The sequence below is a fragment of the Rhizobium sp. FKY42 genome, assembly GCF_005222835.1.
Classification (GTDB): Bacteria; Pseudomonadota; Alphaproteobacteria; order Rhizobiales; family Rhizobiaceae; genus Neorhizobium.
This window is the reverse complement of record NZ_STGA01000044.1, coordinates 39,727-64,389: the sequence shown is the minus strand read 5'-3', so window position 1 is coordinate 64,389 and position 24,663 is coordinate 39,727. Positions and strand designations below refer to the sequence as shown.

Here is a 24,663-nt window from a genome sequence, read left to right as displayed (position 1 = left end):
ATTCTCTAATAAAGTTTAAGCTTATGCAATGCGAGATTCCAGCAAGTTCGCGGTTGTGTTCAGATTCGTGATGAGATCCGGTACGGCCATGGGCTTGGAGAAGAGATAGCCCTGCGCGCAATCCACGCCGATGGCGCGCAACTGCGTGAATTGCTCCTCTGTTTCCACTCCCTCGGCGACCACGATACAGTTCATCTTATGCGAGATGGCAGTGATACCTTCCATCAGCATGCGGTTTTTCTGCTTGATCTCGACTGCATCGGTCCCGAGAGATTTCACGAAGGACTGGTCGATCTTGACGATGTCGACCGGGAAGCGGCTCAAATAGCTCAGCGAAGAATAGCCGGTTCCGAAATCGTCCAGTGCGATGCGGCAGCCGAAACTGTGCAACTGATCCAGGATTGTACGGATTTCCGGGTTGTCGTGCATCAGAACCGCTTCGGTGATCTCTATCACGACCTGGCTGGGACTGAGGCCGAAACGTGACGCATGGGCTGCGATGCGTGTCGGCAGGCTGTGTTCGAACTGTAGTGGCGAGAAGTTCACGGCCACGTAGCAGCGTTCCATGCCTGGTATGCGGCATACCTTTGCGAGATTTTCCAGCGCATCCTCGAGGATCTCATTGCCAATCCTATCGATCGAGCCGGTTTCTTCGGCAACGCTGACAATGGCGGCTGGAGACTGCAAACCTTTGCGGGGATGGCGCAGGCGCATCAGGGCCTCGAAGCCCATGGTAGAGCGGGTACGCGTATCGACGATGGGCTGGAAATGCGCTTCGAACCAGCTGTTCGCGAGTGCCGCCTCGATATCAGCCTCGATTTCGGCCCTCTGGCGTGTGCGATCCAGTATTGCCTCATCATAGATGCTGGCGCCGTTCTTGCCATCGCGTTTGCGGGCGTACATGGCCATGTCGGACCGCTGAAGAAGTTCTGCGGCGCTTTGGGCGTGCTCCGGATAGACCGCAAGGCCGATGCTGGCGCTAAGGCGCACCGAGGCGCTGTCGAGCTCGAAAGGGGTGTCGAAAGCCGCGACGACCTGCGTACAGATCCGCGATGCTCTCGCTTTTGCATCCTTGCCGGTAATGAGAAGAGCAAATTCGTCCCCGCCCAAACGGGAGGCGCAATCTTCGGCGGTGATCAGCGGAGACACACGCTCCACGAATTCGCACAGCACACGGTCTCCGGCCGCATGTCCCAACGTATCGTTGATCGACTTGAATCGGTCGAGATCAATGAACAGGCAGGCGACATCGGTCTTGCTTTCGTCGGCCTCGGCGATCTTTTCGTCGAGCGCGATCTCGAACCCCTGACGGTTTAGAAGGCCGGTCAAGTGATCGGTGATGGCTTGATGATGGTTGCGGATTTCAGACTGCTTTAGTTCTGTGACATCTGTCATGACGCTGAGAGAGGTCGGTAGTTCGGCGGATGTCGACTTGAGGAGCGTTTCCATGATCAAGACGTCGATGATGCGATCATCTGCACATTGAAAACGTACTGTTACGCCATGGCTGGCGTTGCTGCCGTTGGTTCCTGTCCCGCGGTCGAGATAGGTACGGCGATCTTCCGGAATGATGAGATCAACGAAGTGCCGGCCCAGGACATGGCGACGGCTGTAGCCTGTAGCAAGTAGCCAATAATCGCTGACCGCCCAGATCATGCCATCGGCATCCAGCGAGAAGAGCATGGCCGGAGTCAGATTGTAGATCTCGGTTGTCTGTTGGTGGGCGCGCTTGAGTTCCCGCTCCTCACGGTCCAGCTGGATCTGCATTTCATTGAAGCTTTTCGCCAACCGGCCCATCTCGTCCTTCGAGCGCCAGTCGACGTGGTGGCGCGAGCCAAGGCGACGCGTCGCCTCCACTGCTGCCGTCAGGCGGAGGAGGGGCCTTATGACCATGAGCCGGTTGCCCACGATCGCCGCTGCGAATACCACCAGGATCGCGACCGCGAATATGGAGATCAATGTGATCTCCATCCGGTTCAATGCCGAAAACAGCCCAACCCTATCATAATGGATGGTGATGGTGCCAATGCGCTGGATACTGTCGGGCGCACGGTAGACGATAGGCCGCGACATCTTCTCCAGATCTTCGCCGCTATCGCGAAGGTTGCTTTCCGTGACATCGAATTTGCCGATCGTGTCAGTGACCTGAACGACGCGGATCGCACCTTCGCCCACAAGCTGCTCGGTAATCTGGCGGATACTCTCGATGTCGAGATCCCAGAGCGGTTTGGAAAGCGCCTGGGCATTGGCCCCGATCAGAACCTGAATACGCTCATGCTGGCTCTCGCTGGCCTGCTGGGAAGACAAAGCAAGAAACAGGGAGAAAAGCGGAGCAACAACGATGACCAGAGCTGCAGAAATGATCGCAATGAAGCGGCTTTCGACAGATCGTGTCATCAGTTTCTCCCTCGCGCGTTCCAGCAGTGTCGCCGGATCTCGACGTAAGCTTCCCGGACCGTGGCATGTATTCTTTAAATTTCACTGAAACCGGGCGAATCCCGTTCAATGATGGCACGATCAAGCGTCACCTTAACGTGCAGTATTGCGATTTTGGAAATGTTTCGACGCAAGAGCCTTAAGCGGTGGTAAACAGCAAAAAACCCGCCCGGCTGTCGCCTGGCGGGTTAAAATCAATCAGAAGTTGATAATGAAGCTTATTCTGAAGCTTCGCCTTCTGCAGCAACCGGAGCAACGATGGAAGCGATGGTGAAGTCGCGGTCGATCGTCGGCTCTACGCCCTTGGGAAGCTTGATGTTGGAGATGTGGATGGAATCGCCGAGCTGCAGACCTGTGAGGTCAGCCGTCAGGAATTCCGGAATGTCGTTTGCCGGGCATACGAGTTCGACTTCGTGGCGAACGATGTTCAGCACACCACCGGTCTTGATGGCGGACTTGTCTTCGTTGATGAAGTGAACCGGGACTTCAACGGTAACGCGGCTGTCTGCGGAAACGCGCAGGAAGTCGACGTGCATCGTGAAATCGCGAACCGGGTCCAGCTGGTAGTCCTTCGGGAGAACCGAGATCTTCTGGCCGTTCACATCGATCGTAGCAACGGTGGTCATGAAACCGCCAGCGTGGATACGCTTGGTTACTTCGTTCGTGGACAGTGCGATAGAAATCGGGGCCTGCTTGTCGCCATAGATGACAGCAGGAATCAAACCGTTGCGGCGAAGTTCGCGGGAGGACCCCTTACCAACCCGATCGCGCGCCTCGGCCTTGAGCTCATAAGTAGCGTTGCTCATGGCATATCCTTTTCGAGGTTATTGGAGAACCCGGACCGGGAACCAGTCCCTGCCGGATTTGAAGGGCATCGTCCGACGCGCTTCATCCGCGTTGCCTCCAAGGGTGTCTACGCGGACGCCCGCGCTATAGACGATATGTCCTCAATGTGCAAGCGCTGGCCGTGCGCTCCCAAGTCAACGAATTATAACATGATAATTCGGTTACCCTTCTCTCGAAAGCTTTTTACATTTTATTAGATGTTTAAAATGTTAAAATGTGTGTCGGTTCAATGCTGTATGTAATCTCCTGCCTGATCCAGGATCACGACCTTCGTTATGTTGCGGCTGTTGCCCTGGTCTGTATCTTCGGATCCTACCTCAGCATGCGCCTTTTCGCACGCTCGTTTAAAGCATCCAGCCGCAGCGAACGGCTGGTATGGGTCCTGCTGACGGGCTTTGTCAGTGGAGGCGCGATATGGACCACCCATTTTCTCGCGATGCTTGGTTATCTGCCGGGCATCGCTGCGGTTCAGCAGCTCTCCGATCCGCAATTCCCGCTCAAGGTCGCGACGGTGCTCGAAAAGACTGGCCTTTCGCCGCATCGCCTTGAACTGGAGATAACTGAGTCCGGCCTCATTGAGGAGCAGGAGCGGGCGCTGATCATCATCCGACAGTTGAAGGATCTCGGCGTAAAGATCGCCATGGATGATTATGGCACCGGCTATTCATCCCTTTCGACCCTGATGAGCTTTCCTTTCGACAAGATCAAGATCGATCGCTCCTTCGTGGATCGGGTCAACCATGATCGTCTGGCTGCAGCAATCGTTCGCTCTACGGTCATTCTTGCGCACAGCCTCAACATCCCTGTCCTGGCGGAAGGGGTTGAGACGGCTGAACACGCGGATTTTCTACGCAAAGAGGGATGCGAGCAAATGCAGGGCTTCTTCTTCGGCAAGCCTTTGCCCCATTCCGGCATCAATGGTCTGGTCAATCCGGTTGAAGAATTTGCGGATGTAAATGCCCTGCCGCACGTGGCCTGACGAGAGCCCATAAACACATTGGCCGCACGGTGCTTCAAGCGCCGTGCGGCCAATGATGCTAACATCGGGTCGTGATTACATTAGTCGAACAGGCTGGAGACCGACTCTTCAAGCGCCGTCCGGTTGATGGCTTCGCCCAGCAGGCCGGCTGTGGTCACGACGCGGATATTGGGAGCGGACTGGACCGCCGTCGTCGGCTGAATGGAGTCCGTGATCACCAGTTCCTTCAGCTTCGACGAACTGACGCGGGCGACTGCGCCGCCCGACAGAACGCCATGTGTGATGTAGGCGGTAACGCTGGTTGCGCCGTTCTTCAACAGTGCTTCGGCGGCGTTGCACAGGGTGCCGCCGGAATCGACGATATCGTCGATCAGCAAACAGTCCTTGCCGGTCACGTCACCGATGACATTCATGACTTCGGATTCGCCAGCACGCTCACGGCGCTTGTCGACAATCGCCAGCTGGCAATCCAGGCGCTTCGCAAGCGAGCGGGCGCGAACCACACCGCCGACATCCGGCGAAACGACCATGACGTTCTTCAGGTCATAGTGTTCCTTCACGTCACGCGCCAGGATCGGCACGGCGTAAAGATTGTCCGTCGGGATATCGAAGAAGCCTTGGATCTGCCCCGCATGAAGATCAAGCGTCAGAACGCGGTCCGCACCGGCTTCCGTGATCAGGTTTGCGACCAGCTTGGCCGAGATCGGCGTGCGCGGACCCGCCTTGCGGTCCTGGCGGGCATAACCGAAATAGGGCAGCACTGCGGTGATGCGCCGTGCGGAGGAGCGACGGAACGCATCAATCATGATGAGCAGTTCCATCAGGTGGTCGTTTGCGGGAAACGATGTGGACTGGACGACGAAAACGTCCTCACCACGTACATTTTCCTGGATCTCCACGAAGATTTCCTGGTCGGCAAACCGCCGTACGCTGGCTCTTCCAAGAGGTACATTAAGGTAAGAACAGATCGCGTCGGCCAGATGCCGGTTCGAATTGCCTGCGAAAACCTTCATTTGGGTCCGCCTATTTTGACGCTGGATGCGGGCCTTTTACCGAGGCGTGCCTCGAATGCAAGACTGTTCAGCTTCAGAGGCTGGATTTTTATGTAACCAGTGTTAGAGGTGGTAAATTTACCTCAACTCAGAATGCTCAGGCTCGATTGTTTCGCCACTCAAGATAGCTCTTTATCGTGGTTTGGCCGACCAATTGCATGAGTTCAGCTGGAACAGAGGTCCACGGATCCGCGCCGCCGCGCGAGGGTGTGGATAACTGTCCCTGGATCCGGTTGAGGCGAGCACCTGCGCCGTCCAGCACATCCCAGACATAGACGACCGTCACCTTGCCACCGTCCTCAAAAGCGGAGAGATAGCCTTTGAGGATATGTCCGGCAGAGGAATCCGCCGCGGCCTTGATGGTCAGGCCAGCCGCGCGAGCCGAGGAGCCGAGCTCTTTCGACAAGGGGGTGACGGCCTGAACGGGAGCACCGATGATGGGAAGAAAACGGATGCTTTCTGTCTCCGCTGTCGAGGCGGCGGGGACAGATGCAACGGCTGGTGCGCTTTGCGCGGAAGCGGGTGGCTGCGGAGATGAAAGAGGTGCGCTCTGGACCGTGGTCTGGCTTGAGCCCGAAGCGCCTTCAATCATGGCACGGGATTGCGCCTGCTGGGAATTTTGCGGTCCGGCCGGATAGGAGGGGGCTGGCGGGAATGATCTTGCCTGCGGTCCGGGGCTTCCGGCCATGCGCTGCGCTTCGGCTTGAGTCACCGGGCTTGTCGGATGCAATCCACCACCAACATCGACCTTGGGTGTCAGAGCATCGGACGTGTTGCAGCCACAGAGAAGAATGGCCGCCAGCGGTGCCCAAACCTGCAGTTGGTGCTTTCGCATCCCGTTCCTCCTGCCGTCTCCCGGGAAAAGAGAGTAGAGGCGAGAAAAGCTTCAAGTCAACGCCGGTGTCTCATTCACGCACAATGAGATCCAGACTGTGTCGCGAAAGGCTACGCGGTGTGTCATTTGTGGTGAGATAGGTCTGGCCGAGCGACATGGCGGCACCGCTATCGGAATCCATGATGATCATATGCACGAACAGCGACATATCGGCCCGAATCTCCTGTTCGTTTCCGGCATGGAACATCTGCTGCTCCATCCAGGACGGCGAAAAGCGCGCACCGAGCGAGTAGCCGCAGCTGTTCAGGCGATGCCGTGTCAGGCCCCGCTCATCGATGATGCGGGCGTGCACGTCGAATACGTCCGCGAACGTGTTGCCGGGTTTCAGAACATCTTCGATTGCGAGCAGGGTTTCCCGGCATGCATTATAAAGTTCGCGATGGCGGCTGCTTGCCTCGCCGATGAGTACGGTGCGCATCATCGCAGCGTGATAGTGTGCGGAAACGCCCGCCCATTTCAGCGTCAATTGATCGATGGCATCCAGTCTGCGGCGACCTGCCTTGTAGCGGCAGAGAAGCGCGTCTGATCCAGAGCCGATGATGAATTCGTTGGCGGGATAGTCTCCGCCACCCTTCAGAACCGCGCCCTGCATGGCAGCCAGAATCTCTGCCTCATCTGCGCCGGGAGCGATCAGATCGAGCGCGGCATCCAGCGCATCATCCGCCAGTTCGGCCGCGCGAACGATATGCGCGATCTCTGCGGGGCTCTTGATGAGGCGCAGTTCGCCGACGAGATTGGACGCATCGCTCAAGGATGCAAACGTGGAAAGCTGGTTATCGAGAAGCCGCGCAACCCGGCCCGTCATGCCATGCGTATCGTATTCGACGCCGATCCTTGCGCCCAAAAGGTCGAGATCGCTTAGCAGGTTCTTCAAGTCCAGCGTCGGATCAGCATTCACCCGGTCCACCCAGATGACAATGTTTTCGACCGTCGACGTATGTCGAGCCTGCCGCATGTCCGCAGAACGGGTGAGGAGCGAAATAGAGCCGTCTGCCTTCACGACCATGCACTGAAAAAAGCAGTAGCCGAAGGTGTCGTAGCCAGTCAGCCAGTACATGCTCTCCTGCGCAAATAGCAAAAGCGCGTCCAGCTTCTGCGTTTCCATGACCTCTGTCAGGCGTCGAAGGCGCTCGGTATATTCGCCTCTGTCGAAATGCAGCGCCATGTCACGTCTCCATTATTGCAATGGCTGAAATCTGTCTGCCGTAATCCGGTTCCATGGCATGTGTCGTTCGACGGTAGGAAAAGAAGCGATCCTGATCGGGATAGGTATCGATTGCGAGATTTTCAGCCCGGATGCCCGCGTCGAGAAGCCGCTGCGTCGTGAGCGATGGCAGATCGAACATGGCGTGCCCCGCCTTGGTCGATGGTGTGAAGTAACGCTGAAACCGTGCATCCTGCGTGACAAAGCGCTCCACAAATTCCGGGCCGACTTCATAACTCGCCGGGCCTATGGATGGGCCAAGTGCCGCCGTGATGTTCTCAAGGCTCGCGCCCAGCGACATCATCGCGCCGATGACGTTTTCCGCGATCCCGCCGAGCGCGCCTTTCCAACCGGCATGGGCCGCGCCAATTATCCCGGCCTTAGCATCTGCAAACAGGATGGGACCGCAATCGGCGGCAAGGACGCCGAGAATCAGTCCGGGTGTTGCCGTCACCATGGCGTCGCCTTGAGGGCGCGATCCGTCATATCGGTCATCCATGACGATGACATCGGTCGAATGGATCTGATGCACGGTCGCCAGCCGTTCCAGTGGTTGCCCGAACCAGGCGGCGACACGGCGTCTGTTTTCCAGCACCTTGTTGGCGTCGTCATTCGAGCCGAGGCCGACATTCAAACTGGCATAGATGCCATCTGAGACGCCGCCTCCCTTCGTGAAGAAGCCGTGGCGAATGCCGTGGGTTTCGAGTTGCGACAGGAGCGGGCTTTGGATGGGCGATAGGACGTGATCTGGCATGGGTTTCCGCTGCTTGAGGTGTGATCCGACGCGGCTTGAGCCAAAAGTTGCGCTCAACATGCGAGGCAGGCGGATGTATCTCGATACGCCGTTCACTGCTTCGTTCGGTGCGGACTCTGGCCCGACCGCTGCGAACCTGTCAACCGCTCAGTTCAGAAGATCAAAGTCAGCGGGTGACCGGCTTGAACGGGGCCAGCGCTACCTTGGGCGAGGAGACTGCCATGACCTTGAACAACTCGCCCATCTTGCCTTCACCGGCACCTGCCAGGCGGTCTGCCGCCAGCGCGATTGCTCTTTGCTCCTGCTCGGCCTTGCCGGAGGCCAGCGCCTGCGCACGCTGAGCCAGGCCCAGGCCGTAGAGGAAATCGCCCTGATGAAGGCAGCCGTTGATCTGCAGGTTCGAGCTGCGAGCAACACGCGCCAGATCCTCGAAATCCACATGGCTGGTCAGATCCGCTTCGCCGGGATGGGCGAGGGGATGATCATATTCATGACGAAGGACCGCCTGCAGCGTATCGCCGAAGGAGGTTGCCATGTGGCCATAATCGATGATGACTGCGGTGCCGCCGTTTTGTGTCAGCCGGTCGCACAAGGCCTGCATCACCGCCTGCCGTGCAGGGGCAATCTCATAGACCGTGCCTTCCGGTTCGCCCCCACTTCCCTGCGGAAGAAGGGCAGGATCGATGGTGGCCATGCCAACGCCAAAGGCCAATTCATCATCCGCGTCGAGGCCGACAAGGCGTTCGCGGAAACCGGTGCCGGTTTTCACGAACTGACGGATGGGTATGGCATCGAACAGCTCGTTGGCGGCAATCAGCGTGAAACCGGGCGGGACATCGTCAAAACCGCGATGCCAGTTGATCTTTGCGGAAAAGGCTTCCAGCGTCACCCTCTGTACACCGCGCAGACGATCGCTGGTTTCCACAAGATGGATCTGAAGTCCGTCAAACAGTGCCGGCGCAAGCCGCCGCACGACTCGCATGATGTCCAGCATCATCGTGCCGCGTCCCGGCCCGATCTCCACCAGATTGACGGGTGTCGGGCTGCCGTGCTGCTGCCATGCGTGAACCAGGAAGACGCCGATCATTTCCCCGAAAAGCTGGCTGATCTCCGGAGCCGTGATGAAATCACCCGACTGGCCGAAAGGCTCGCGCGTCCGGTAGTAGCCGTGTTCCGGATCGGCAAGGCACAGGGCGAAATAGTCTGTAACGCTGATGGGGCCGTTGAGCTTGATCAGGTTCTTGATTTTGTCTGCGAGCGGCGTGGTCATGCTTGCCTCGTCTTCGCCTCAAGGAGTGGGAACCGCGACACGTGCGCGGAGGATTGCCCAGATGCCGATGGCCAGCATGGGCAGGGAAAGCACCATTCCCATGGTCAGCCAGCCGAACGCGAGATAACCGAGCTGCGGGTCTGGCTCCCGGAAGAATTCGACGAAAATGCGCGACAGCGCATAGCCGCAGGCAAAGGCACCTGCCACCGTACCGGGCTTCCGCAGTGCTTTGACGCGATGGGTCAGGACACGAAGAACGAGCAGAAGAACGATGCCTTCGAGCACGGCCTCATACAGCTGGCTGGGGTGGCGTGCAAACGGCCCACCCGTTGGGAAGACCATGGCCCATGGAACATCGCTGATACGGCCCCAAAGTTCGCCATTGACGAAATTCGCGAGGCGACCAAAGAAGAGCCCGAAGGGCGCAACGGTCGCGACCGTATCGAACATGCTCCAGACCGGGATGGCGTTGCGTCTGGCAAAGAAGATCATCGCCAGAGTGGTGCCGATCAATCCTCCGTGGAAGGACATGCCACCATTCCAGATCTGGATGGCCCGGACCGGATTCTCGATCACGGCGCCCATATCGTAGAAGAGGATGTAGCCGATCCGTCCGCCCAGAATGATACCAGCGGCAACCCAGACGAGGAAATCGTCCAGTTTTTCCGCGGTCATCGGCGATGTTCCATTCGGCCATAGCTCCGGCCTGGCAACCATGCGCTTGGCATAGTGCCAGCCCAGCATGATGCCGACGACATAGGCGATACCATACCAGTGCACGGCAAGAGGGCCGATCGAGAAAGCGATCGGGTCTATGTTCGGATAGGGTAGTATGGCGAGAAGACCAGGTGCTGAGTACAAATGAAAATACCTCGGCCGGAAAGCCATTTCTTTCGCGGAAGATGACTTTCGTGCCGGAACGGGTCAAGGCCTATCTCGCCAAAGCTCTGGTCATCCTCAGACAATTACAGGAATCCGATCCGCAGAGTGCCAAAAATCTTGCAAGCAGGTTCGTCTGCGCCTACCTCAGTTGGGAAGATCAACGGCTTGCCGCGGCGGCGGCCCGCATAAGGAGTAGAGATCCATGTCGACCGGCAGCAATCGCATTCTCGATGAATTCGCCCGCCTGATGACGGATGCGGCGGGAGCGGCGCAAAGTGTGCGCAAGGAAGCAGAAACGGCAATCCATGCGCAGATGGAGCGTTTCATCAACTCGCTGGACGTGGTGAAACGCGAGGAATTTGAGGTCGTGCGCGAAATGGCAATCAAGGCGCGCGACGAGAACGACGCCCTGAAGGCGCGGATCGAGGCGCTGGAAGCCAGGCTCGCCAATAACGGCTGAAACGTTTCGCCGAGCAAAATTCGAAGGCGCATTCCTGTTAACAGGGGATGCGCCTTTTTTAGTGTTGACCGGCCTCATCCAGCAGCTCGTACAAACAAATTTCGGGCCTGTGGACAGCTTGGAAAAACGCAAGTCACAGAGTCGCTTAATCATGAAATCTTAACCCTCGTGAGAGGGTGATTTTTGAGTCGTCCCCGCAAAATGTGGCACGAGGGACTGGTACTCGGATTCTGTGCCTATACACTGATTTTAAATGATGATTCGAAACAGCGGCCACAAGCTCCAGACAGGGCTGACGCTCTAGTGTGGTCGTTGCGGGGAACATCGAGACTATCAGTTTCCGGTTATTGTGTGTGCGTCTGTTGGTGCGTAGTCCTTGCACGAATGCCGCTTCCATTCCGGTTTAGAAGGTGCCGCATGAGCCTAATTGAGATCCAGACGGAACGTCACTCGAACCCGGTCGACATGATCGAGTTCGTCGCCGCCTCGAACGACTGGACGTTCGAGCGTTCCGGCGAAGACGAGATTGCCATGACCGTAGAGGGTCACTGGACGGATTATCACGTTTCCTTTTCCTGGATGGAAGAGTTCGAAGCGTTGCATCTGGCCTGTGCCTTCGATCTGAAAGTGCCCGAAATTCGTGTGAACGAGGTTATCCGGCTGTTGTCACAGGTCAACGGTCAGGTGTTGATGGGGCACTTCGATCTGTGGCGGCAGGAGGATGTGGTCATTTTCCGCCAATCTCTGCTTTTGGCAGGCGGCGCGGAGCCGACAAACCAGCAGGTCGAGGTTCTGCTCTCCAACGCGCTGGAGACCTGCGAAACCTATTATCAGGCTTTCCAGTTCGTCGTCTGGTCCGGGCTCGATGCAAAATCGGCCATGGAGGCCGTGCTGTTCGAGACTGTTGGTGAGTGCTGATGCCCGTGTCTGCCCAAAATCCTATCGTGCTGGTTGGCGCCGGCAACATGGGTGGCGCCATGTTGTTTGGCTGGCTGAAGAATGGCGTTTCACCGGATACCATTCTGGTGATCGATCCGGCGCCCTCCGATGCGACAAAGGGCCGACTGGCTGAGGCCGGTGTACGCCATGCCACGCAAGCGCCTGCGGGTCTTTCCGCTTCGGTCCTGTTCATTGCGGTCAAGCCGCAGGTGATGGATGCGGTCCTGCCGCCGCTGAAAGGCCTGCTGGGGCCTGAAACCGTTGTGGTATCGGTCGCGGCTGGCAAAACCTTGAAATCGATCGAAGATGCGCTTGGAGATGCGGGCATGGTTCGCGCCATGCCGAACACGCCTGCGATGGTCGGTCGCGGCGTGACGGGTGCCTTCGCCAATGCCAAGGTTTCCGCCGAGCAGAAGCAATCCGTGCATGATCTTCTGAAGGTCAGCGGTCCTGTCGAGTGGGTCGCGACGGAAGCAGATATCGATTCCGTCACGGCGGTTTCAGGCAGCGGTCCGGCTTATGTGTTCTATCTCGTTGAATGCATGGCGGAAGCAGGCCGCAAGCTTGGTCTTCCCGCAGATCTTGCTATGCGCCTGGCGCGGGAAACCGTGGCAGGGGCAGGGGAACTGCTGCATCAATCGCCCGACGAGGCGGCTCAACTGCGCAAGAACGTGACGTCTCCCGGCGGAACGACGGCGGCGGCCCTTTCGGTGCTGATGGCGGATGATGCCATGCAGCCGCTGTTCGACAAGGCAATTGAAGCGGCGCGCACGCGGGCGCAGGAACTCGGAAGCTGAAACATGGCCGAGATCACCTTCGACGACTTCGAAAAGGTCGATATCCGTGTCGGCACCATTGTCGAGGTCGAGGATTTTCCAGAAGCGCGCAAACCCGCCTACAAGCTGCGGATCGACTTTGGTCCAGAGATCGGCGTGAAGCGTTCCTCGGCACAGATCACCGTGCATTACACGCCTGAAACCCTGCTCGGGCGGCAGGTTCTAGGCGTCGTGAATTTTCCGCCGCGTCAGATCGGGCCGGTGCGTTCCGAAGTGCTGACGCTTGGTTTTGCCGATGAGAATGGCGCAATCGTACTGGCCAGCGTCGAGCGCGGTGTGCCGGACGGCAAGAAGATGATGTGATCTTGTCCAGTCTTCAGGCTGGTACGCGCACCACGGCGCGCAAGCCACCGAGAGGGCTATCCGACAGCGTGACATTGCCACCATGGCCACGGGCAATGTCTCTGGCGATGGCAAGCCCGAGTCCCGTGCCGGATGCATTGAGGTTGCGTGCTTCATCCAGCCGGTAGAAAGGCTTGAACACATCCTCGCGTGAGGCTTCCGGAATGCCGGGGCCATCGTCATCGAAGATCAATGTCAGCCATTTGGCGCTGTGTCGGGCTTCGATTGTCAGGCGGTTCGCATAGCGCTGGCTGTTGGACGCGAGATTGCCGACCAGGCGCATAAAGGCATTCGGGCGCACGGACAGAAGATCCTCACCGTCAATCGTGTAGCTCATTTCTTTCCCGTAAAGACTGAAGTCAGTCTTGATCTTTTCCAGCAATTCGCTCAGGCGAAGTTCACCAAAATCCTCCTCGGCCTCGCCACGCGCAAAGGCGAGATAGCCTTCCAGCATGCTCTGCATATCCTCGACATCCGCCTCCATGCCATGCAGATCCGGATTGTTGCCAGCCAGTGCCAATTGCAGCTTGAAGCGGGTGAGGATCGTTCGAAGGTCGTGGCTGATGCCGGTCAGCATGGCAGTGCGTTGCTCAATCTGCCGCTCGATGCGCTCGCGCATCTGGTTGAAGGCAATGCCTGCGCGGCGAATTTCATCGGCCCCACGCGGCACGAAGCCATCATTGCGCTGGCCCTTGCCAAAGCTTTCGGCGGCATCCGCCAGCATGAGGATGGGCCGGATCTGACCGCGCAGGAACAGGATGGAAATTCCGATCAGAAGAAGCGATGTGCCGAACATCCAGACCAGGAAGATGTGTGTGTTGGAGGCATAGGTCTGGTTGCGAATGGTGAAGACGCGCAGGACCTTGTCATCCAGTTGGATACGGATCTCCACCAGACGGCTGTCGCCGACCGTATCGATCCAGTAGGGCAGGCGGATCTGCTGATTGATCTGGTCCGCAAGGATATCATCCAGGATCGAAAAGAACGGCTTCGGGCGTGGAGGCGGCAGCTGGGTATCGGCCAGAACCGATATGTTCAGCGATAGCTGGTCACGGGCGATGCGGGTTATCTCGGAATAATCGCCATTGGCGGGTGGATAGGTCTTGATGATCTCGATGATTGCCGCGATGTCACGCGTTACGGCCTGCGACAGGCGCTCGGTCACGTTTCTCCAGTGCCGCTCCATGAAAACGGCGGATACAACAGTCTGCAATAGAAGCATCGGAATGATGACGATCAGAACAGACCGGGTGTAGAGACCGGTTGGCATGCGACGTTTCAGCCATCGGGTTGCTTTCGTCCAGCCGGGAGGCTGGAGACGGTCCATCACAGGCTCCACCCGCTGCTTCAGGCTACCGGCTGCGTGGGATAGGGTTGCGGAAAGCCGCTTGACCTGATCGAGAGAGCGGTTGAGTGGTGGACGAAGATCAGTCAATGCTCAGGCGGTAGCCTATGCCGCGAACGGTCTGAAGGTAGACCGGGTTGGCCGGATCATCTTCGATCTTCCGGCGCAGTCGGTTGATCTGCACGTCTATCGTTCGCTCTCCCACCTCGGCATCGTCACCGATCAGTTCATGGCGCGGAATCGTATCTCCCGCGCGCAGCGCAAACAGAAGCATGATTTCCTGTTCGCGGTCCGTCAGACGAATCGTCTCGGCGGCGCGGCGCAGTTCCTTGCGGGCAATGGAGAAGGTAAAGGGACCGAACATGATCTGATCGATCTTGGGAACCTCGGGATTGGAGTTGCGTCGCAGGATGTTGTTGATACGCAGGACGAGTTCGCGCGGATCGAAGGGCTTCGGCAGGTAGTCGTCGGCACCCGCTTCCAGTCCGGCTATACGTGATTCCGCTTCGGCCCGTGCTGTGAGTAGAATGATCGGGATTGCCCGCTTTTCGCGCATGGACTGGGTGAGCGATATGCCCGTCTCGCCCGGCATCATGACATCGAGAATGATGAGGTCGAACTCTATTCCTTCGAGCCGGCGTCTGGCTTCGGCAGCATCGCCCGCCACCGTGACGCGAAAGCCCTGTTCCATCAGGTAGCGATGGAGGAGATCGCGAATACGCCGGTCATCATCGACCACCAGCAGGTGGGCGGCGTCATCGGATGGTGACACTGCTGCATTCGCCATACTCACTCTACCTCGGTTTCAACCGGCACTACGCCTTCTTCGCGACCACGCATAGCCTTTAGAAACGCTAGCACACCACCGCGTTGCTCCGGCGTCAACTCTTCCAATGCGCGCGCTATGCGGCGGGATTGCGGTTCCGAAAGAGCCAGCGCCAGTTCGCGCCCCGCCAATGTGGGATAAAGCCGTCGCTGGCGCCGGTCTTTTGCGCCTGCCATCTGCCGGATATAGCCACTATCAATCAATTGCTTGAGAACGCGCGCAAGGCTCTGTTTGGTGATCTGCAAGGTATCGAGAAGATCCGTCACCATCATGCCGGGTTGACGGCAGACGAAGTAAACCACGCGGTGGTGGGCACGCCCCATGCCAATCTTGGAGAGAATAGCGTCGGGATCGGACACGAAATCCCGATAGGCGAAGAAGAACAGCTCTATCGTTTCGAAATCGATCTGCGCCTCATCGACGGCAGGCATTGGCGGGTGAACCTTTGCAGCGGCTTTCCCTGTCGAACCCGATGGCACGTTTATGTTTCCTCTTCGGCAAACCGATGGCGGCGCTTTCCGCGTCACGGTTGTCTTTCTGGTTTCATCGCGCCTGATAAAGCGCGAAGTGCCTCCAGAATCAACAGGATTATGGGCTCCTCTCCGGATTGTCAGTATCCTGCCAACCCACAAGGACAAAGCGCACGTCAGCCTGGCTCAAGGCACGTGTTGAATTCATGCAACATCATATTTTGAGTTGGATCATTAGCGGAACCTTTCTCTGCGCTCTGCCGTTTTTTGGCCGGAATAAGGAGAGAGACCATGGCCCTGATCACAAGCGATATAGCGGAGCAATTGGACGACCGCAGCATGACCGAAACAACACATCACCCGCTTCGCCCCGTTTTCGTTGCCGTATTCGCGCTGAAGATCGCGGTTGCTTCTCTCCTGATCGGTGCGGCCGCCTTTGCTCCCTCCGTATCCGCCGAAGGCAGCTACTTCGTCTCCGAGTGATTTTTTCGCTGCAGGGCAGTGCGAAGGGCGCTATAGGGAACCTTTCGCAAGCATCCTTCAGTGAGGCATCATGGGACAGCTCCAAGCAGGGATTATTCCCGTCACTCCCTTCCAGCAGAATTGCACGATCATTTTCGATACCGAAACGAAGGAAGGCGTTGTCGTCGATCCGGGTGGCGATGCAGACCGCATTGCCGAAACTGCCCGTCGGGAAGGCATAACCATCAAGGAAATCTGGATCACGCATGGCCATATCGACCATGCGGGCGGTGCCGATGAATTGAGGGAAATGACTGGGGCTCCCGTGATTGGTCCGCATCAGGATGACCAGTATCTTCTCGATGCGCTCGAAAGCCGAGCCAAGGAATTCGGCTATAAGGCGCCAGCACGAAATCTGGTTTCCGACCGCTATCTCGAGGACGGTGATGTGGTGACGCTCGGCAGCCATAGCTTCGATGTGCTGCACTGCCCGGGACATGCGCCAGGCCATGTCATCTTCGTCAACAAGGACATGCGCTTCATTGTCATGGGAGATGTGCTGTTCAATGGTTCGATTGGGCGTACCGATCTTCCGGGCGGCAACCACGATCAGCTGCTGGCATCGATCCGCGACAAGGTTCTGCCTCTGGGCGATGACTTCGGCTTTATCTGCGGTCACGGTCCCGGCAGCCGAATTGGCGACGAACGCCGCAGCAATCCATTCCTTCAAGGAATTTGACTTGATCCTCCGGTGCCCTCAAGGGCGCCGGATATCTCTCAATCGGGCATAAAAAAACCCGGCATTCCTGCCGGGCTTCAACTCGTGAGATCCGTAGCGGATATCAGCCAGAAATCTGCAGGTTGACTGCCTTCGGGCCCTTGCCGCGACGATCCGGTTCCGTGTCGAAGCTTACTTTTTGGTTTTCGGTAAGTCCGGACAGGCCAGAAGCCTGTACAGCAGAGATGTGGACGAAGATATCGGCGCCGCCGTTATCTGGCTTGATAAAACCAAAGCCCTTGTCCGTATTGAAGAATTTTACAGTGCCAGTCTCGGCCATGCATCAGGTCCTTTTTCCTCTGTCCGTGTTCAGCGGCGGACAGCATCACGATATTGCCCACGAGGGGCTTGGCGGCAGGCATTTCGAAAATGGAGGAAAGGGGCCCGTGTTACCGCAGGAAATATGAGTAAGGATCATTGCAGATCTGCCTCCTATCTCCTACCCGGAAGTTTTGGCGCTTCCGGAGCGCTTATTATAGCTCTTCCCATGCTCGTAAATTGCCCGAACATGCACAGAGTGCTGTGTAAATCGCTACTTGGCAAGAAAAACTTTTGTGCAACTAATTAGCAACACATGAACTATTGCTCTTCATGCTGAAAAATCAGCGAAATTACCGCAACCAAAGGATGAGATTGTGTGTCGGAACTGTATCTTGCGGTCGATTTCGTGCCAAAAAGATGCAACGCGATTCGGCTTAAGTGAAGTCTGCGCCGATGCTTTTGCCGCCCCGTCTCCGCTTTAGCAGTTCCGGCACAACTTCCACGATTAGCATGGCCGCAAAGATGAGGGCACAGCCGACATAACCGATAGCAGGCAGTTTTTCCCCGAGGAAAAGGGCGCCGAAAAACGAGCCGAACAGTGCTTCTGAAGACAGGAAAATGGCTGCCTGCGGTGCAGTCGTATAGCGCTGCCCAATGACCTGGAGTACGAAGGCGAGACCAGAGGATATCAGTCCGACATACAGGATTTCGATCAAGGCGCCTTCGATGGCGGCGAGCGAAATCGGCTCGAGTGCGACTGCCATTGACAGCGACAGAACGGAGCAGGTGGCAAATTGCGTTGCCGACAGTCCAAGCGGACGCGGCGAGCGTGCGATGAAGTGGCCGGCGAGCACAATCTGCATGGCCCAGAAGGCAGCGCAGACAATGCTCCAGAGATCGCCAACGGTCATATGTGCCAGCGTGCCACCGCTCAGAAGGAAGATCCCCGCAAGCGCCATTAATGCAACTGGCCAGATGATCCAGTGAGGGGCCTTGCGAAACAGAATAATAGAGATGACAGGGACGAAGACGACATACAGTCCGGTCAGAAAGCTGGAGTTTGTGACGGTCGTCGTCTGCAATCCGATCTGCTGCGTTATTGCGCCTCCGAACAGCGCAAGCCCGACGAGCACGAAGGCGCCGAAATCGCGGCCTTGGGCAGGCTTGCCGAGTTTGCGGTGCTCAAGCAGCGCGAAGGGAAGGCAGGCAAGGGCGGCGATGGCGAAGCGCAGGCCCACGAACCAGAACGGGCCGATCGCATCCATGGCCGTTGCCTGGGCCACGAAGCCGCCGCCCCAAATGGCTGCGGCGAGAAGAAGAACGAGATTTGCCTGTACGCGTGTCATTGCGGGCCTGATACCTGGAGGTCAGGCGCCGGAACATTCACCGATCAGATAAGACCGGGAATATGGATGCCGCTTCGTCTGTCTGCGGCGCGCCCTGTGTTGTGCCGGGCTTTAGCAGGAGTGCGGATAAGGTTCAAGCGAGAGAGGGCGGGCTATCGTGACTTGCTGGTCTGATCGTCGAACCGATCCAGAGATGTGCCGGGGACAGGCATCCGAAAGATCCGGAGCCACAGTCCCGCCGCAGCGACAGAGAATACCACAATCAGGGCCGAAAAAATCGCACGCGTATCAAAGCCAGCGGTATTACCCAGTAGTAGTTGTGGGGTGACGATCTCGCTTATGCTTCGCATGTCCGCGGCGCGGGCATTGCCGATCATGGCCAGCATCATCACCACGCAGGCAAGAAGCGCTGTTGCGGCAACCCAAAGCGTCGAGAAGCTTTGCCGGATACGAATGCGAACCGTCGCTTCCTCATCATCCAGAAACATTTTCTCTTCCCTTCGTTGCACTTGACCTGATTTTAGAAAAAGCCGTGCGAAAGAGACGCCACAAAGACAAGATTGAGGCAGGCACCGGCATTTATTGTGGCAAAATCAAGACATTGGTTAACGGGGGTGACGTTGCTTGCGAAAAGCGGCTCTGATCATGCTGGTCCAGCTTAGGCCTGGCGGCCGTTTCAGTATTCGATCAGATTTTGAAAATTACCGTTTCTGCTTGAAACGCGCACGAACATTATTCATAGAAACATCCGGCAATACCGAGCTGGTCTGCCGTTTCAACAGTCTTAGGATCTATCCACCATGGCCTTTCTTGCCGATGCACTTTCCCGCGTGAAGCCGTCCGCCACTATCGCCGTTTCCCAGAAAGCGCGCGAGCTGAAAGCGAAAGGCCGCGATGTCATCGGTCTCGGCGCAGGTGAGCCGGATTTCGATACGCCGGATAATGTCAAGAAAGCCGCCATCGACGCCATCAATCGCGGTGAGACGAAGTATACGCCGGTTTCCGGTATCCCGCAGCTGCGCGAGGCGATTGCCGCCAAGTTCAAGCGCGAAAACGGTCTCGATTACACCGCTGCGCAGACGATCGTTGGGACCGGCGGAAAGCAGATTCTTTTCAACGCCTTCATGGCAACGTTGAACGCGGGCGATGAAGTCATCATTCCTGCTCCCTACTGGGTTTCCTATCCGGAAATGGTGTCCATCTGCGGCGGTACTCCGGTCTTCGTGAAGACGAAGCAGGAAGACAATTTCAAGCTGAAGGCGGAAGATCTGGAAAAGGCGATCACGCCCAAGACCAAGTGGTTCGTTTTCAATTCGCCATCCAACCCATCGGGCGCGGCCTATAGCCATGACGAGCTCAAGGCCTTGACGGACGTTCTCGTGAAGTATCCGCATGTGTGGATCCTGACCGATGACATGTACGAGCACCTGACCTTTGGCGACTTCAAGTTCGTGACGCCGGTGGAGGTCGAGCCGAAGCTCTATGATCGCACGCTGACGATGAACGGCGTTTCCAAGGCCTATGCCATGACGGGTTGGCGTATTGGCTATGCGGCTGGTCCGCTGGAACTGATCAAGGCTATGGATATGATCCAGGGTCAGCAGACTTCCGGCGCAGCTTCCATCGCACAGTGGGCCGCTGTCGAAGCTCTCAACGGTCCGCAGGATTTCGTGGCGCAGAACAAGAAAATCTTCGAAGCGCGCCGTGATCTCGTCGTTTCGATGCTGAACCAGGCACAGGGTATTTCCTGCCCGACGCCGGAAGGCGCGTTCTATGTCTATCCTTCCTGCGCAGGCCTGATCGGCAAGACCGCACCTTCGGGCAAGGTTCTGGAAACGGACGAAGATTTCGTAACCGAACTTCTGGAAACGGAAGGCGTGGCGGTTGTCCACGGCTCTGCCTTCGGTCTTGGCCCCAACTTCCGCATCTCCTATGCAACGTCGGAAGATCTGCTTGAGGAAGCCTGCCGTCGTATTCAGCGCTTCTGCAACAATTGCAGGTAAGCCTTGCGTGTTGCCTTGAAATCAAGGGCTCGTCAGTGCGACGAGCCCTTTATTGTATGGGTCAAGCCTTCGTCAGTTTGATGATGGTTGAAGCTCCACCGCCGCGCTGCTCGGTGACGGCATAGACCGCGCCATCGGGACCGACCTTGACATCGCGGATGCGCGCGTCCAGCGGCACGCGCTCTTCGGATTTCACCTTGTCGCCTTCCATGTGCAGGACAACAACACCCTGGCTGACAAGGCCGCCAACGAGGAAGGCGCCTTTCCATTCAGGAATGGCATTGCCATTGTAGAAAGCCATGCCTGAAGGCGCGATGACCGGATCCCAGTAGTAAACCGGCTGCTCGGTCTTTGATGTTTGAGTGATGCCTTCACCGACTGGTCTACCACTGTATTCCACACCATAGGTTACTTCCGGCCAGCCATAGTTCTTGCCAGCTACGGGCCGGTTCAACTCATCCCCGCCGCGCGGGCCGTGCTCCACTGTCCATAGGCGGCCCTTGTCGTCGATTGTTGCGGATTGCAAGTTACGATGGCCCAGTGACCAGATTTCCGGGAGTGCGTCCTTCTGGTTCGCGAACGGATTGCCAGCGAATGGTTTGCCATCCGTCGTGATGCGGAAGATCTTGCCAAGACCGCTTGAAAGATCCTGCGCCTGGACGCGGGGTTCCGGGTCCGAACGCTCGCCGACCGTCACGTAGAGTTCGTTTTTAGCCCCGAATGCGAGGCGAGAGCCGAAATGCTTGTTGCCGTCATAACTTGGCGTCTGGCGGAAAATGACCTTCACGTTTTCCAGCTTCGCGCCGCCATTTGCGTCGGGAACGAGTTTGGCGGAGGCGACGGAGGTGCCATTGCCATCTTCCCGCTCTTCGGAGAACGAGAAGAAGATTATGCCGGATGAGGCAAAATCTGGCGCAAGTGCTACGTCCAGCAAGCCACCCTGACCGCTTGCCAGAACTTTCGGGACGCCGTCAATGGCAGGGCCGGGCTTCCCGTCCTTCGAGATGATATGCATCTTGCCCTGTTTCGCGGTTACCAGCATCCGGCCGTCAGGCAGAAACTCCATGGCCCAGAGATGTGGGAGGCCTTGCGCCACCACTTCTTTTTTGACCTTCACCATCTGTGCTGGCTGCGGTGCGCGCGTCTGACCGGCGAAGGCTGGCTTCTGGTCTGGCGCATTGGCGGGCTTGGTCTCTGCGGGTTTCGCGGTTGCGGTCTGCGCCTGCACGGACATCGGCGCGACTGCTGTCATGCCGAGGAAGGTCGCTGCGGCCAGGACTTTGAAGCGGTTCATCATGTTCTCCCAAATCAATCAATGGACTGCCGCTTCCGCGACGTTTGATCTGATCTAGGGTCAGGTGTCGCCTTTTGCTCTACACGAAGCGTTCAAGTTTGTTTTATCGAAAACATTTCTTCATGTTCTGATTCAGGTTGTTCCGGGCCAGAATCCACGCCTGCCGGTAACATGCTCAAATCATTCTCAAAGTCCCAGGACTGTCAGCATGACGCAAGTGGCAAAAAGAACGAAATGCGTCATGCCTTCGATGGCGTTTGTCTCGCCGTCATTGAGGTTGATCGCTGCGGCAATCAGCGTGATGGTGACCATCACCGTCTGAACGGGCGTCATCGCCATCACGAAGGGCTGACCACTGTAGAGGGCAATGCCCTCCATCACTGGCGCCGTCAGGAGCACCGTTGAGAGCGACGCGCCCATGGCAATGTTGACGGTGGCCTGCATGCGGTTTCTGAGCGCTGCTCGAAGCGCTGTGAGAATTTCGGGTGCCGCCGATCATTGCAATCGCGGCGATGATGGCCGCCAGCTTGCCCATCTCCAGAATAGTGTGCTCCGCAAAGAAGCCTGACACTGCGACCAGTGTTGCCAGAACAAGAAACTTTTCGCGGCTGAGAAGAGATGGCATGCTGAGATGTGCTCCGGTGTGATGGGAGCAATATCTATGGCAGTGCGCATAACCATCAAGCGAGCAGGTTAGCGTCTATTCAGCCTGCTCCTAGGGTATTGAATTTCTGCCTGTCGCATTCTTCCGGAACCGGAAGTGCTGCTTTTCGATTTCCGGCAGGTGCAACCCAAAACGAACTCGATCAGGAGGAAACCATGACCAAAGTCGTCTATCAGGTGGTGCAGCATGACGGTGGCTGGGCCTATCGCCAAGGTGACGTCTATTCCGAGACCTTTGCCACGCATTCCGATGCCCTACAGGCGGCCAAGATCGTCGCCGCGGAGCAGCAGGTCGGTGGGGATTCAGAGGAGATCAGCTGGCAGGATGCCAAGGGCATCTGGCATGTCGAGCATAGTGATGGCGGAGACAGGCCCGAGGCCGAGGTGGAAGACATCGGCGAAGGCCGCCCGATGCGGTGATGCTTTGGGGGTCGGTGAGGCCCGCCGGAGCGGGCCTTCCTAAAGCGCCTTACTCGGCTGCTTCCAGTGTCGGGTAGTCGGTATAGCCCTCGGCACCCCCGCCATAGAGCGTCTGCGGGTTCACGTCGTTCCAGGCAGCGCCATCTTTGATGCGGCGGACGAGATCTGGGTTGGCGATGAATGGCTTGCCGAAGGAGACCAGATCCGCATGGCCGGTCTCGATTGCCTTGGCGGCAGTCTCTGCGTCATAGCCATTGTTGACCATCCAGGCACCCTTGCCGCCGGCTTCGATATAGGCTGCCTTGAAGGCGGCGTAGTCGAACGATGTGCCTGCGTACTGGTGGTCACGCGGGCCGCCTGTTGCGCCTTCAATCACATGGATAAACGACAGATCGTGCTTGGCCAGTTCCTTGACGACGGCATTGAACACGGCCTGCGGATCACTGTCGCTGATGTCGTTGGCGGGCGTTGTCGGAGACAGGCGAATGCCGGTCTTGCCCGCGCCAATCTCCGACGCCACGGCATCGACCACCTCAAGGGTCAGCCGGATACGGTTCTCGATGGAGCCGCCATAGGCATCGGTCCGATGGTTGGCGCCATCCTTCATGAACTGATCGAGCAGGTAGCCATTGGCCGCGTGAATTTCGACACCATCGAAACCGGCGTCGACGGCATTGCGGGCCGCCTTGCGGAAATCATCCACGATACCCGGCAGCTCGGAAAGTTCCAGCGCACGGGGTTGCGAGGTTTCGGCAAAGGCGCCTGTGCCGTCTTCGTTCAGAATATAGGTTTTCGACTTCGCAGGGATCGCAGAGGGAGCGACGGGCGCCGCACCGTTTGGCTGCAGAGACACGTGGGAAATACGACCGACATGCCAGAGTTGTGCAGCGATCTTGCCGCCACGCGAGTGGACGGCGTCAGTGACCTTTTTCCAGCCAGCCAGGGCTTCCGGCTTGTAGAGCCCGGGGACATCGGCGTAACCTTGGCCCTGATGCGTGATGGCGGTTCCTTCTGATACGATGAGGCCGGCTGTTGCGCGCTGCTCATAATAGACGACATTCAGGTCGTTCGGGACCGCCTTCGGGGAGCGATTGCGAGTCAGGGGCGCCATGACGATGCGGTTGCGAAGCTCGATATCGCCAAACTTCACGCTGTCGAACAGTGTAGGCATGATATTCCTCATAGATTGAAAAGGGGAGGTTGCCTCAGAGCGAGGTCTTCAGGTGATCGATGAAGGACCGAATTCTGTCCTCATCACGATGATAAAAGGTCCACTGGCCCACCTTGTTCGTTTTCACGAGGCCGACCTTCTCAAGCGTGGCCAGATGGGCGGATACGGTGGATTGGGACAAGCCGCAGCGCATTTCAAACTGTTTGGCGCAGATGCCCATCTCCAGGGGATGAGCCTGGGAGGAGAAATGTGCCTCCGGTTCGCGCATCCATTCCAGAAACTCGACACGGGCAGGGTGAGAGAGCGCTTTCAGAATTTCTGTCTTGTCCATTCCTAGCCCTCCTGTTCTCTGACCGGATAAATCGTTTCTGAGCGATATATAGATCGTTATTTTACGATTTAAAGGCGACTGGGCAAAAAAAAGGGCCTCGAATTTCTTCGGGCCCGTGAGGATGAAGGTTTACCAAACCTCCAGAGGGGAACAGCTGAGGGGCGACAGGAGGCCGCCGGGACAGCTGTTCAGAATATGGAAGCTGCACTCGTCCACAGCAAGGGGCCGTGATCGTCTGAGGCAAGAATTTTGTTCAACAAGGGCAATGGAAGCTTAAAAAAAGAGGGCCGCCGGATCGCTCCAGGGCCCTTGTAAGTGTGAAGGTCAATAAACCTCCAGAGGGGAACAGCTGCTGCGGCGGAACTGGGAGGAAAGCCGCCATGTGCATCAGCTGTGTG

25 protein-coding genes and 2 pseudogenes are annotated in these 24,663 nt (G+C 57.5%); 9 read left to right on the top strand and 18 right to left on the bottom strand.

Annotation, left to right across the window (positions count from 1 at the left end; genetic code table 11):
* Positions 1-21: 21 nt before the first annotated feature.
* Both E8M78_RS16510 and E8M78_RS16505 read right to left on the bottom strand, forming a co-directional pair.
* Complete coding sequence (locus E8M78_RS16510) at positions 22-2,397, bottom strand: EAL domain-containing protein (RefSeq protein ID WP_137136086.1); 2,376 nt, start codon at positions 2,395-2,397, stop codon at positions 22-24.
* A gap of 257 nt (positions 2,398-2,654) precedes the next feature.
* Positions 2,655-3,242 (bottom strand): 50S ribosomal protein L25/general stress protein Ctc, encoded by a 588-nt coding sequence (locus E8M78_RS16505; RefSeq protein ID WP_137136085.1) that lies wholly within the window; start codon positions 3,240-3,242, stop codon positions 2,655-2,657.
* A 509-nt stretch (positions 3,243-3,751) separates the two neighbouring features.
* Here E8M78_RS16505 and E8M78_RS16500 point away from each other — a divergent pair.
* Positions 3,752-4,261 (top strand): annotated as a pseudogene (locus tag E8M78_RS16500) (EAL domain-containing protein); the annotation flags it as partial.
* A gap of 80 nt (positions 4,262-4,341) precedes the next feature.
* Here the strand turns inward: E8M78_RS16500 and E8M78_RS16495 are convergent.
* The 6 genes from E8M78_RS16495 to lgt all read right to left on the bottom strand — a co-directional run bounded on the left by E8M78_RS16495 (position 4,342) and on the right by lgt (position 10,297).
* Positions 4,342-5,274 carry a ribose-phosphate pyrophosphokinase gene (locus E8M78_RS16495; RefSeq protein ID WP_062554002.1) on the bottom strand — a complete coding sequence of 311 codons (933 nt, stop codon included), beginning with the start codon at positions 5,272-5,274 and terminating at the stop codon, positions 4,342-4,344.
* A 136-nt stretch (positions 5,275-5,410) separates the two neighbouring features.
* Positions 5,411-6,148 carry a hypothetical protein gene (locus tag E8M78_RS16490; RefSeq protein WP_137136083.1) on the bottom strand — a complete coding sequence of 246 codons (738 nt, stop codon included), beginning with the start codon at positions 6,146-6,148 and terminating at the stop codon, positions 5,411-5,413.
* A gap of 70 nt (positions 6,149-6,218) precedes the next feature.
* On the bottom strand, positions 6,219-7,373 hold the full coding sequence (locus tag E8M78_RS16485) for a Xaa-Pro peptidase family protein (RefSeq protein ID WP_137136082.1): 1,155 nt from the start codon (positions 7,371-7,373) through the stop codon (positions 6,219-6,221).
* Position 7,374: 1 nt separating this feature from the next.
* Positions 7,375-8,166, bottom strand: a complete 792-nt coding sequence (gene pgeF, locus E8M78_RS16480) for a peptidoglycan editing factor PgeF (RefSeq protein WP_137136081.1) — start codon at positions 8,164-8,166, stop codon at positions 7,375-7,377.
* Positions 8,167-8,332: 166 nt separating this feature from the next.
* On the bottom strand, positions 8,333-9,436 hold the full coding sequence (locus tag E8M78_RS16475) for a class I SAM-dependent methyltransferase (protein ID WP_137136080.1): 1,104 nt from the start codon (positions 9,434-9,436) through the stop codon (positions 8,333-8,335).
* A gap of 18 nt (positions 9,437-9,454) precedes the next feature.
* Entirely contained in the window at positions 9,455-10,297 is an 843-nt protein-coding gene (gene lgt, locus E8M78_RS16470) for a prolipoprotein diacylglyceryl transferase (RefSeq protein ID WP_137136079.1), read from the bottom strand.
* A 223-nt stretch (positions 10,298-10,520) separates the two neighbouring features.
* On the opposite strand from lgt, the gene E8M78_RS16465 reads away from it, so the two are divergent.
* From E8M78_RS16465 to E8M78_RS16450, 4 genes are all read left to right on the top strand, one after another.
* Positions 10,521-10,778 (top strand): accessory factor UbiK family protein, encoded by a 258-nt coding sequence (locus E8M78_RS16465; RefSeq protein ID WP_137136078.1) that lies wholly within the window; start codon positions 10,521-10,523, stop codon positions 10,776-10,778.
* Positions 10,779-11,195: 417 nt separating this feature from the next.
* On the top strand, positions 11,196-11,696 hold the full coding sequence (locus E8M78_RS16460) for a YbjN domain-containing protein (RefSeq protein WP_062554009.1): 501 nt from the start codon (positions 11,196-11,198) through the stop codon (positions 11,694-11,696).
* Positions 11,696-12,514 carry a pyrroline-5-carboxylate reductase gene (gene proC, locus E8M78_RS16455; protein ID WP_137136077.1) on the top strand — a complete coding sequence of 273 codons (819 nt, stop codon included), beginning with the start codon at positions 11,696-11,698 and terminating at the stop codon, positions 12,512-12,514. Before E8M78_RS16460 ends, proC begins: the two co-directional genes overlap by 1 nt.
* A 3-nt stretch (positions 12,515-12,517) precedes the next feature.
* The gene (locus tag E8M78_RS16450) at positions 12,518-12,856 is read left to right on the top strand and encodes a tRNA-binding protein (RefSeq protein ID WP_137136076.1); all 339 of its coding nucleotides are present in this window, start codon (positions 12,518-12,520) and stop codon (positions 12,854-12,856) included.
* 13 nt (positions 12,857-12,869) lie between these two features.
* Here E8M78_RS16450 and E8M78_RS16445 read toward each other — a convergent pair whose 3' ends face one another.
* From E8M78_RS16445 to E8M78_RS16435, 3 genes are all read right to left on the bottom strand, one after another.
* A complete protein-coding gene (locus tag E8M78_RS16445; RefSeq protein WP_137136305.1) occupies positions 12,870-14,222 on the bottom strand; it encodes an ATP-binding protein in 1,353 nt (450 codons plus the stop codon).
* A gap of 100 nt (positions 14,223-14,322) precedes the next feature.
* On the bottom strand, positions 14,323-15,027 hold the full coding sequence (locus tag E8M78_RS16440; protein ID WP_062554011.1) for a response regulator transcription factor: 705 nt from the start codon (positions 15,025-15,027) through the stop codon (positions 14,323-14,325).
* A gap of 2 nt (positions 15,028-15,029) precedes the next feature.
* Positions 15,030-15,497 carry a MarR family transcriptional regulator gene (locus E8M78_RS16435; protein ID WP_137136304.1) on the bottom strand — a complete coding sequence of 156 codons (468 nt, stop codon included), beginning with the start codon at positions 15,495-15,497 and terminating at the stop codon, positions 15,030-15,032.
* A 330-nt stretch (positions 15,498-15,827) separates the two neighbouring features.
* Between E8M78_RS16435 and E8M78_RS16430 the strand changes: the two genes are divergently transcribed.
* Positions 15,828-16,019, top strand: a complete 192-nt coding sequence (locus E8M78_RS16430) for a hypothetical protein (protein ID WP_137136075.1) — start codon at positions 15,828-15,830, stop codon at positions 16,017-16,019.
* A gap of 70 nt (positions 16,020-16,089) precedes the next feature.
* A complete protein-coding gene (locus tag E8M78_RS16425; RefSeq protein WP_137136074.1) occupies positions 16,090-16,737 on the top strand; it encodes an MBL fold metallo-hydrolase in 648 nt (215 codons plus the stop codon).
* 103 nt (positions 16,738-16,840) lie between these two features.
* Here E8M78_RS16425 and E8M78_RS16420 read toward each other — a convergent pair whose 3' ends face one another.
* From E8M78_RS16420 to E8M78_RS16410, 3 genes are all read right to left on the bottom strand, one after another.
* A complete protein-coding gene (locus E8M78_RS16420) occupies positions 16,841-17,056 on the bottom strand; it encodes a cold-shock protein (RefSeq protein ID WP_006725577.1) in 216 nt (71 codons plus the stop codon).
* 415 nt (positions 17,057-17,471) lie between these two features.
* Entirely contained in the window at positions 17,472-18,383 is a 912-nt protein-coding gene (locus E8M78_RS16415; RefSeq protein ID WP_137136073.1) for a DMT family transporter, read from the bottom strand.
* A 152-nt stretch (positions 18,384-18,535) separates the two neighbouring features.
* Positions 18,536-18,871 carry a hypothetical protein gene (locus E8M78_RS16410; protein WP_137136072.1) on the bottom strand — a complete coding sequence of 112 codons (336 nt, stop codon included), beginning with the start codon at positions 18,869-18,871 and terminating at the stop codon, positions 18,536-18,538.
* 312 nt (positions 18,872-19,183) lie between these two features.
* Here E8M78_RS16410 and E8M78_RS16405 point away from each other — a divergent pair, with 312 nt between their 5' ends.
* Complete coding sequence (locus E8M78_RS16405) at positions 19,184-20,386, top strand: pyridoxal phosphate-dependent aminotransferase (RefSeq protein WP_137136071.1); 1,203 nt, start codon at positions 19,184-19,186, stop codon at positions 20,384-20,386.
* Positions 20,387-20,447: 61 nt separating this feature from the next.
* Here the strand turns inward: E8M78_RS16405 and E8M78_RS16400 are convergent, their stop codons facing one another.
* Both E8M78_RS16400 and E8M78_RS16395 read right to left on the bottom strand, forming a co-directional pair.
* Positions 20,448-21,638 carry a PQQ-dependent sugar dehydrogenase gene (locus E8M78_RS16400; protein WP_246658374.1) on the bottom strand — a complete coding sequence of 397 codons (1,191 nt, stop codon included), beginning with the start codon at positions 21,636-21,638 and terminating at the stop codon, positions 20,448-20,450.
* A gap of 228 nt (positions 21,639-21,866) precedes the next feature.
* Positions 21,867-22,175: pseudogene (locus E8M78_RS16395) on the bottom strand (calcium:proton antiporter); the annotation flags it as partial.
* Positions 22,176-22,499: 324 nt separating this feature from the next.
* On the opposite strand from E8M78_RS16395, the gene E8M78_RS16390 reads away from it, so the two are divergent.
* The gene (locus tag E8M78_RS16390) at positions 22,500-22,763 is read left to right on the top strand and encodes a DUF2188 domain-containing protein (protein ID WP_137136069.1); all 264 of its coding nucleotides are present in this window, start codon (positions 22,500-22,502) and stop codon (positions 22,761-22,763) included.
* Between the two features lie 49 nt (positions 22,764-22,812).
* Here the strand turns inward: E8M78_RS16390 and E8M78_RS16385 are convergent, their stop codons facing one another.
* Together E8M78_RS16385 and E8M78_RS16380 are read right to left on the bottom strand one after the other, a co-directional pair.
* Positions 22,813-23,934, bottom strand: coding sequence for an alkene reductase (locus tag E8M78_RS16385; protein ID WP_137136068.1), 1,122 nt, complete (start codon positions 23,932-23,934; stop codon positions 22,813-22,815).
* A 34-nt stretch (positions 23,935-23,968) separates the two neighbouring features.
* Positions 23,969-24,265: a metalloregulator ArsR/SmtB family transcription factor gene (locus tag E8M78_RS16380; protein ID WP_137136067.1), complete on the bottom strand. Its 297-nt coding sequence runs from the start codon at positions 24,263-24,265 to the stop codon at positions 23,969-23,971.
* Between the last annotated feature and the right edge of the window lie 398 nt (positions 24,266-24,663).

What these genes read in the sequence shown, in the direction of transcription:
- E8M78_RS16460 (WP_062554009.1), top strand. Translation starts at nt 11,196, where the DNA reads ATGAGCCTAATTGAGATCCAGACGGAACGTCACTCGAACCCGGTCGAC.
- proC (WP_137136077.1), top strand. Translation starts at nt 11,696, where the DNA reads ATGCCCGTGTCTGCCCAAAATCCTATCGTGCTGGTTGGCGCCGGCAAC.
- E8M78_RS16410 (WP_137136072.1), bottom strand. Translation starts at nt 18,871, where the DNA reads ATGTTTCTGGATGATGAGGAAGCGACGGTTCGCATTCGTATCCGGCAA.
- E8M78_RS16475 (WP_137136080.1), bottom strand. Translation starts at nt 9,436, where the DNA reads ATGACCACGCCGCTCGCAGACAAAATCAAGAACCTGATCAAGCTCAAC.
- E8M78_RS16425 (WP_137136074.1), top strand. Translation starts at nt 16,090, where the DNA reads ATGGGACAGCTCCAAGCAGGGATTATTCCCGTCACTCCCTTCCAGCAG.
- E8M78_RS16415 (WP_137136073.1), bottom strand. Translation starts at nt 18,383, where the DNA reads ATGACACGCGTACAGGCAAATCTCGTTCTTCTTCTCGCCGCAGCCATT.
- E8M78_RS16400 (WP_246658374.1), bottom strand. Translation starts at nt 21,638, where the DNA reads ATGACAGCAGTCGCGCCGATGTCCGTGCAGGCGCAGACCGCAACCGCG.
- E8M78_RS16465 (WP_137136078.1), top strand. Translation starts at nt 10,521, where the DNA reads ATGTCGACCGGCAGCAATCGCATTCTCGATGAATTCGCCCGCCTGATG.
- E8M78_RS16380 (WP_137136067.1), bottom strand. Translation starts at nt 24,265, where the DNA reads ATGGACAAGACAGAAATTCTGAAAGCGCTCTCTCACCCTGCCCGTGTC.
- E8M78_RS16450 (WP_137136076.1), top strand. Translation starts at nt 12,518, where the DNA reads ATGGCCGAGATCACCTTCGACGACTTCGAAAAGGTCGATATCCGTGTC.
- E8M78_RS16405 (WP_137136071.1), top strand. Translation starts at nt 19,184, where the DNA reads ATGGCCTTTCTTGCCGATGCACTTTCCCGCGTGAAGCCGTCCGCCACT.
- E8M78_RS16485 (WP_137136082.1), bottom strand. Translation starts at nt 7,373, where the DNA reads ATGGCGCTGCATTTCGACAGAGGCGAATATACCGAGCGCCTTCGACGC.
- E8M78_RS16490 (WP_137136083.1), bottom strand. Translation starts at nt 6,148, where the DNA reads ATGCGAAAGCACCAACTGCAGGTTTGGGCACCGCTGGCGGCCATTCTT.
- E8M78_RS16510 (WP_137136086.1), bottom strand. Translation starts at nt 2,397, where the DNA reads ATGACACGATCTGTCGAAAGCCGCTTCATTGCGATCATTTCTGCAGCT.
- E8M78_RS16430 (WP_137136075.1), top strand. Translation starts at nt 15,828, where the DNA reads ATGGCCCTGATCACAAGCGATATAGCGGAGCAATTGGACGACCGCAGC.
- E8M78_RS16495 (WP_062554002.1), bottom strand. Translation starts at nt 5,274, where the DNA reads ATGAAGGTTTTCGCAGGCAATTCGAACCGGCATCTGGCCGACGCGATC.
- pgeF (WP_137136081.1), bottom strand. Translation starts at nt 8,166, where the DNA reads ATGCCAGATCACGTCCTATCGCCCATCCAAAGCCCGCTCCTGTCGCAA.
- E8M78_RS16385 (WP_137136068.1), bottom strand. Translation starts at nt 23,934, where the DNA reads ATGCCTACACTGTTCGACAGCGTGAAGTTTGGCGATATCGAGCTTCGC.
- E8M78_RS16435 (WP_137136304.1), bottom strand. Translation starts at nt 15,497, where the DNA reads ATGCCTGCCGTCGATGAGGCGCAGATCGATTTCGAAACGATAGAGCTG.
- E8M78_RS16390 (WP_137136069.1), top strand. Translation starts at nt 22,500, where the DNA reads ATGACCAAAGTCGTCTATCAGGTGGTGCAGCATGACGGTGGCTGGGCC.
- E8M78_RS16440 (WP_062554011.1), bottom strand. Translation starts at nt 15,027, where the DNA reads ATGGCGAATGCAGCAGTGTCACCATCCGATGACGCCGCCCACCTGCTG.
- E8M78_RS16505 (WP_137136085.1), bottom strand. Translation starts at nt 3,242, where the DNA reads ATGAGCAACGCTACTTATGAGCTCAAGGCCGAGGCGCGCGATCGGGTT.
- E8M78_RS16445 (WP_137136305.1), bottom strand. Translation starts at nt 14,222, where the DNA reads ATGGACCGTCTCCAGCCTCCCGGCTGGACGAAAGCAACCCGATGGCTG.
- E8M78_RS16420 (WP_006725577.1), bottom strand. Translation starts at nt 17,056, where the DNA reads ATGGCCGAGACTGGCACTGTAAAATTCTTCAATACGGACAAGGGCTTT.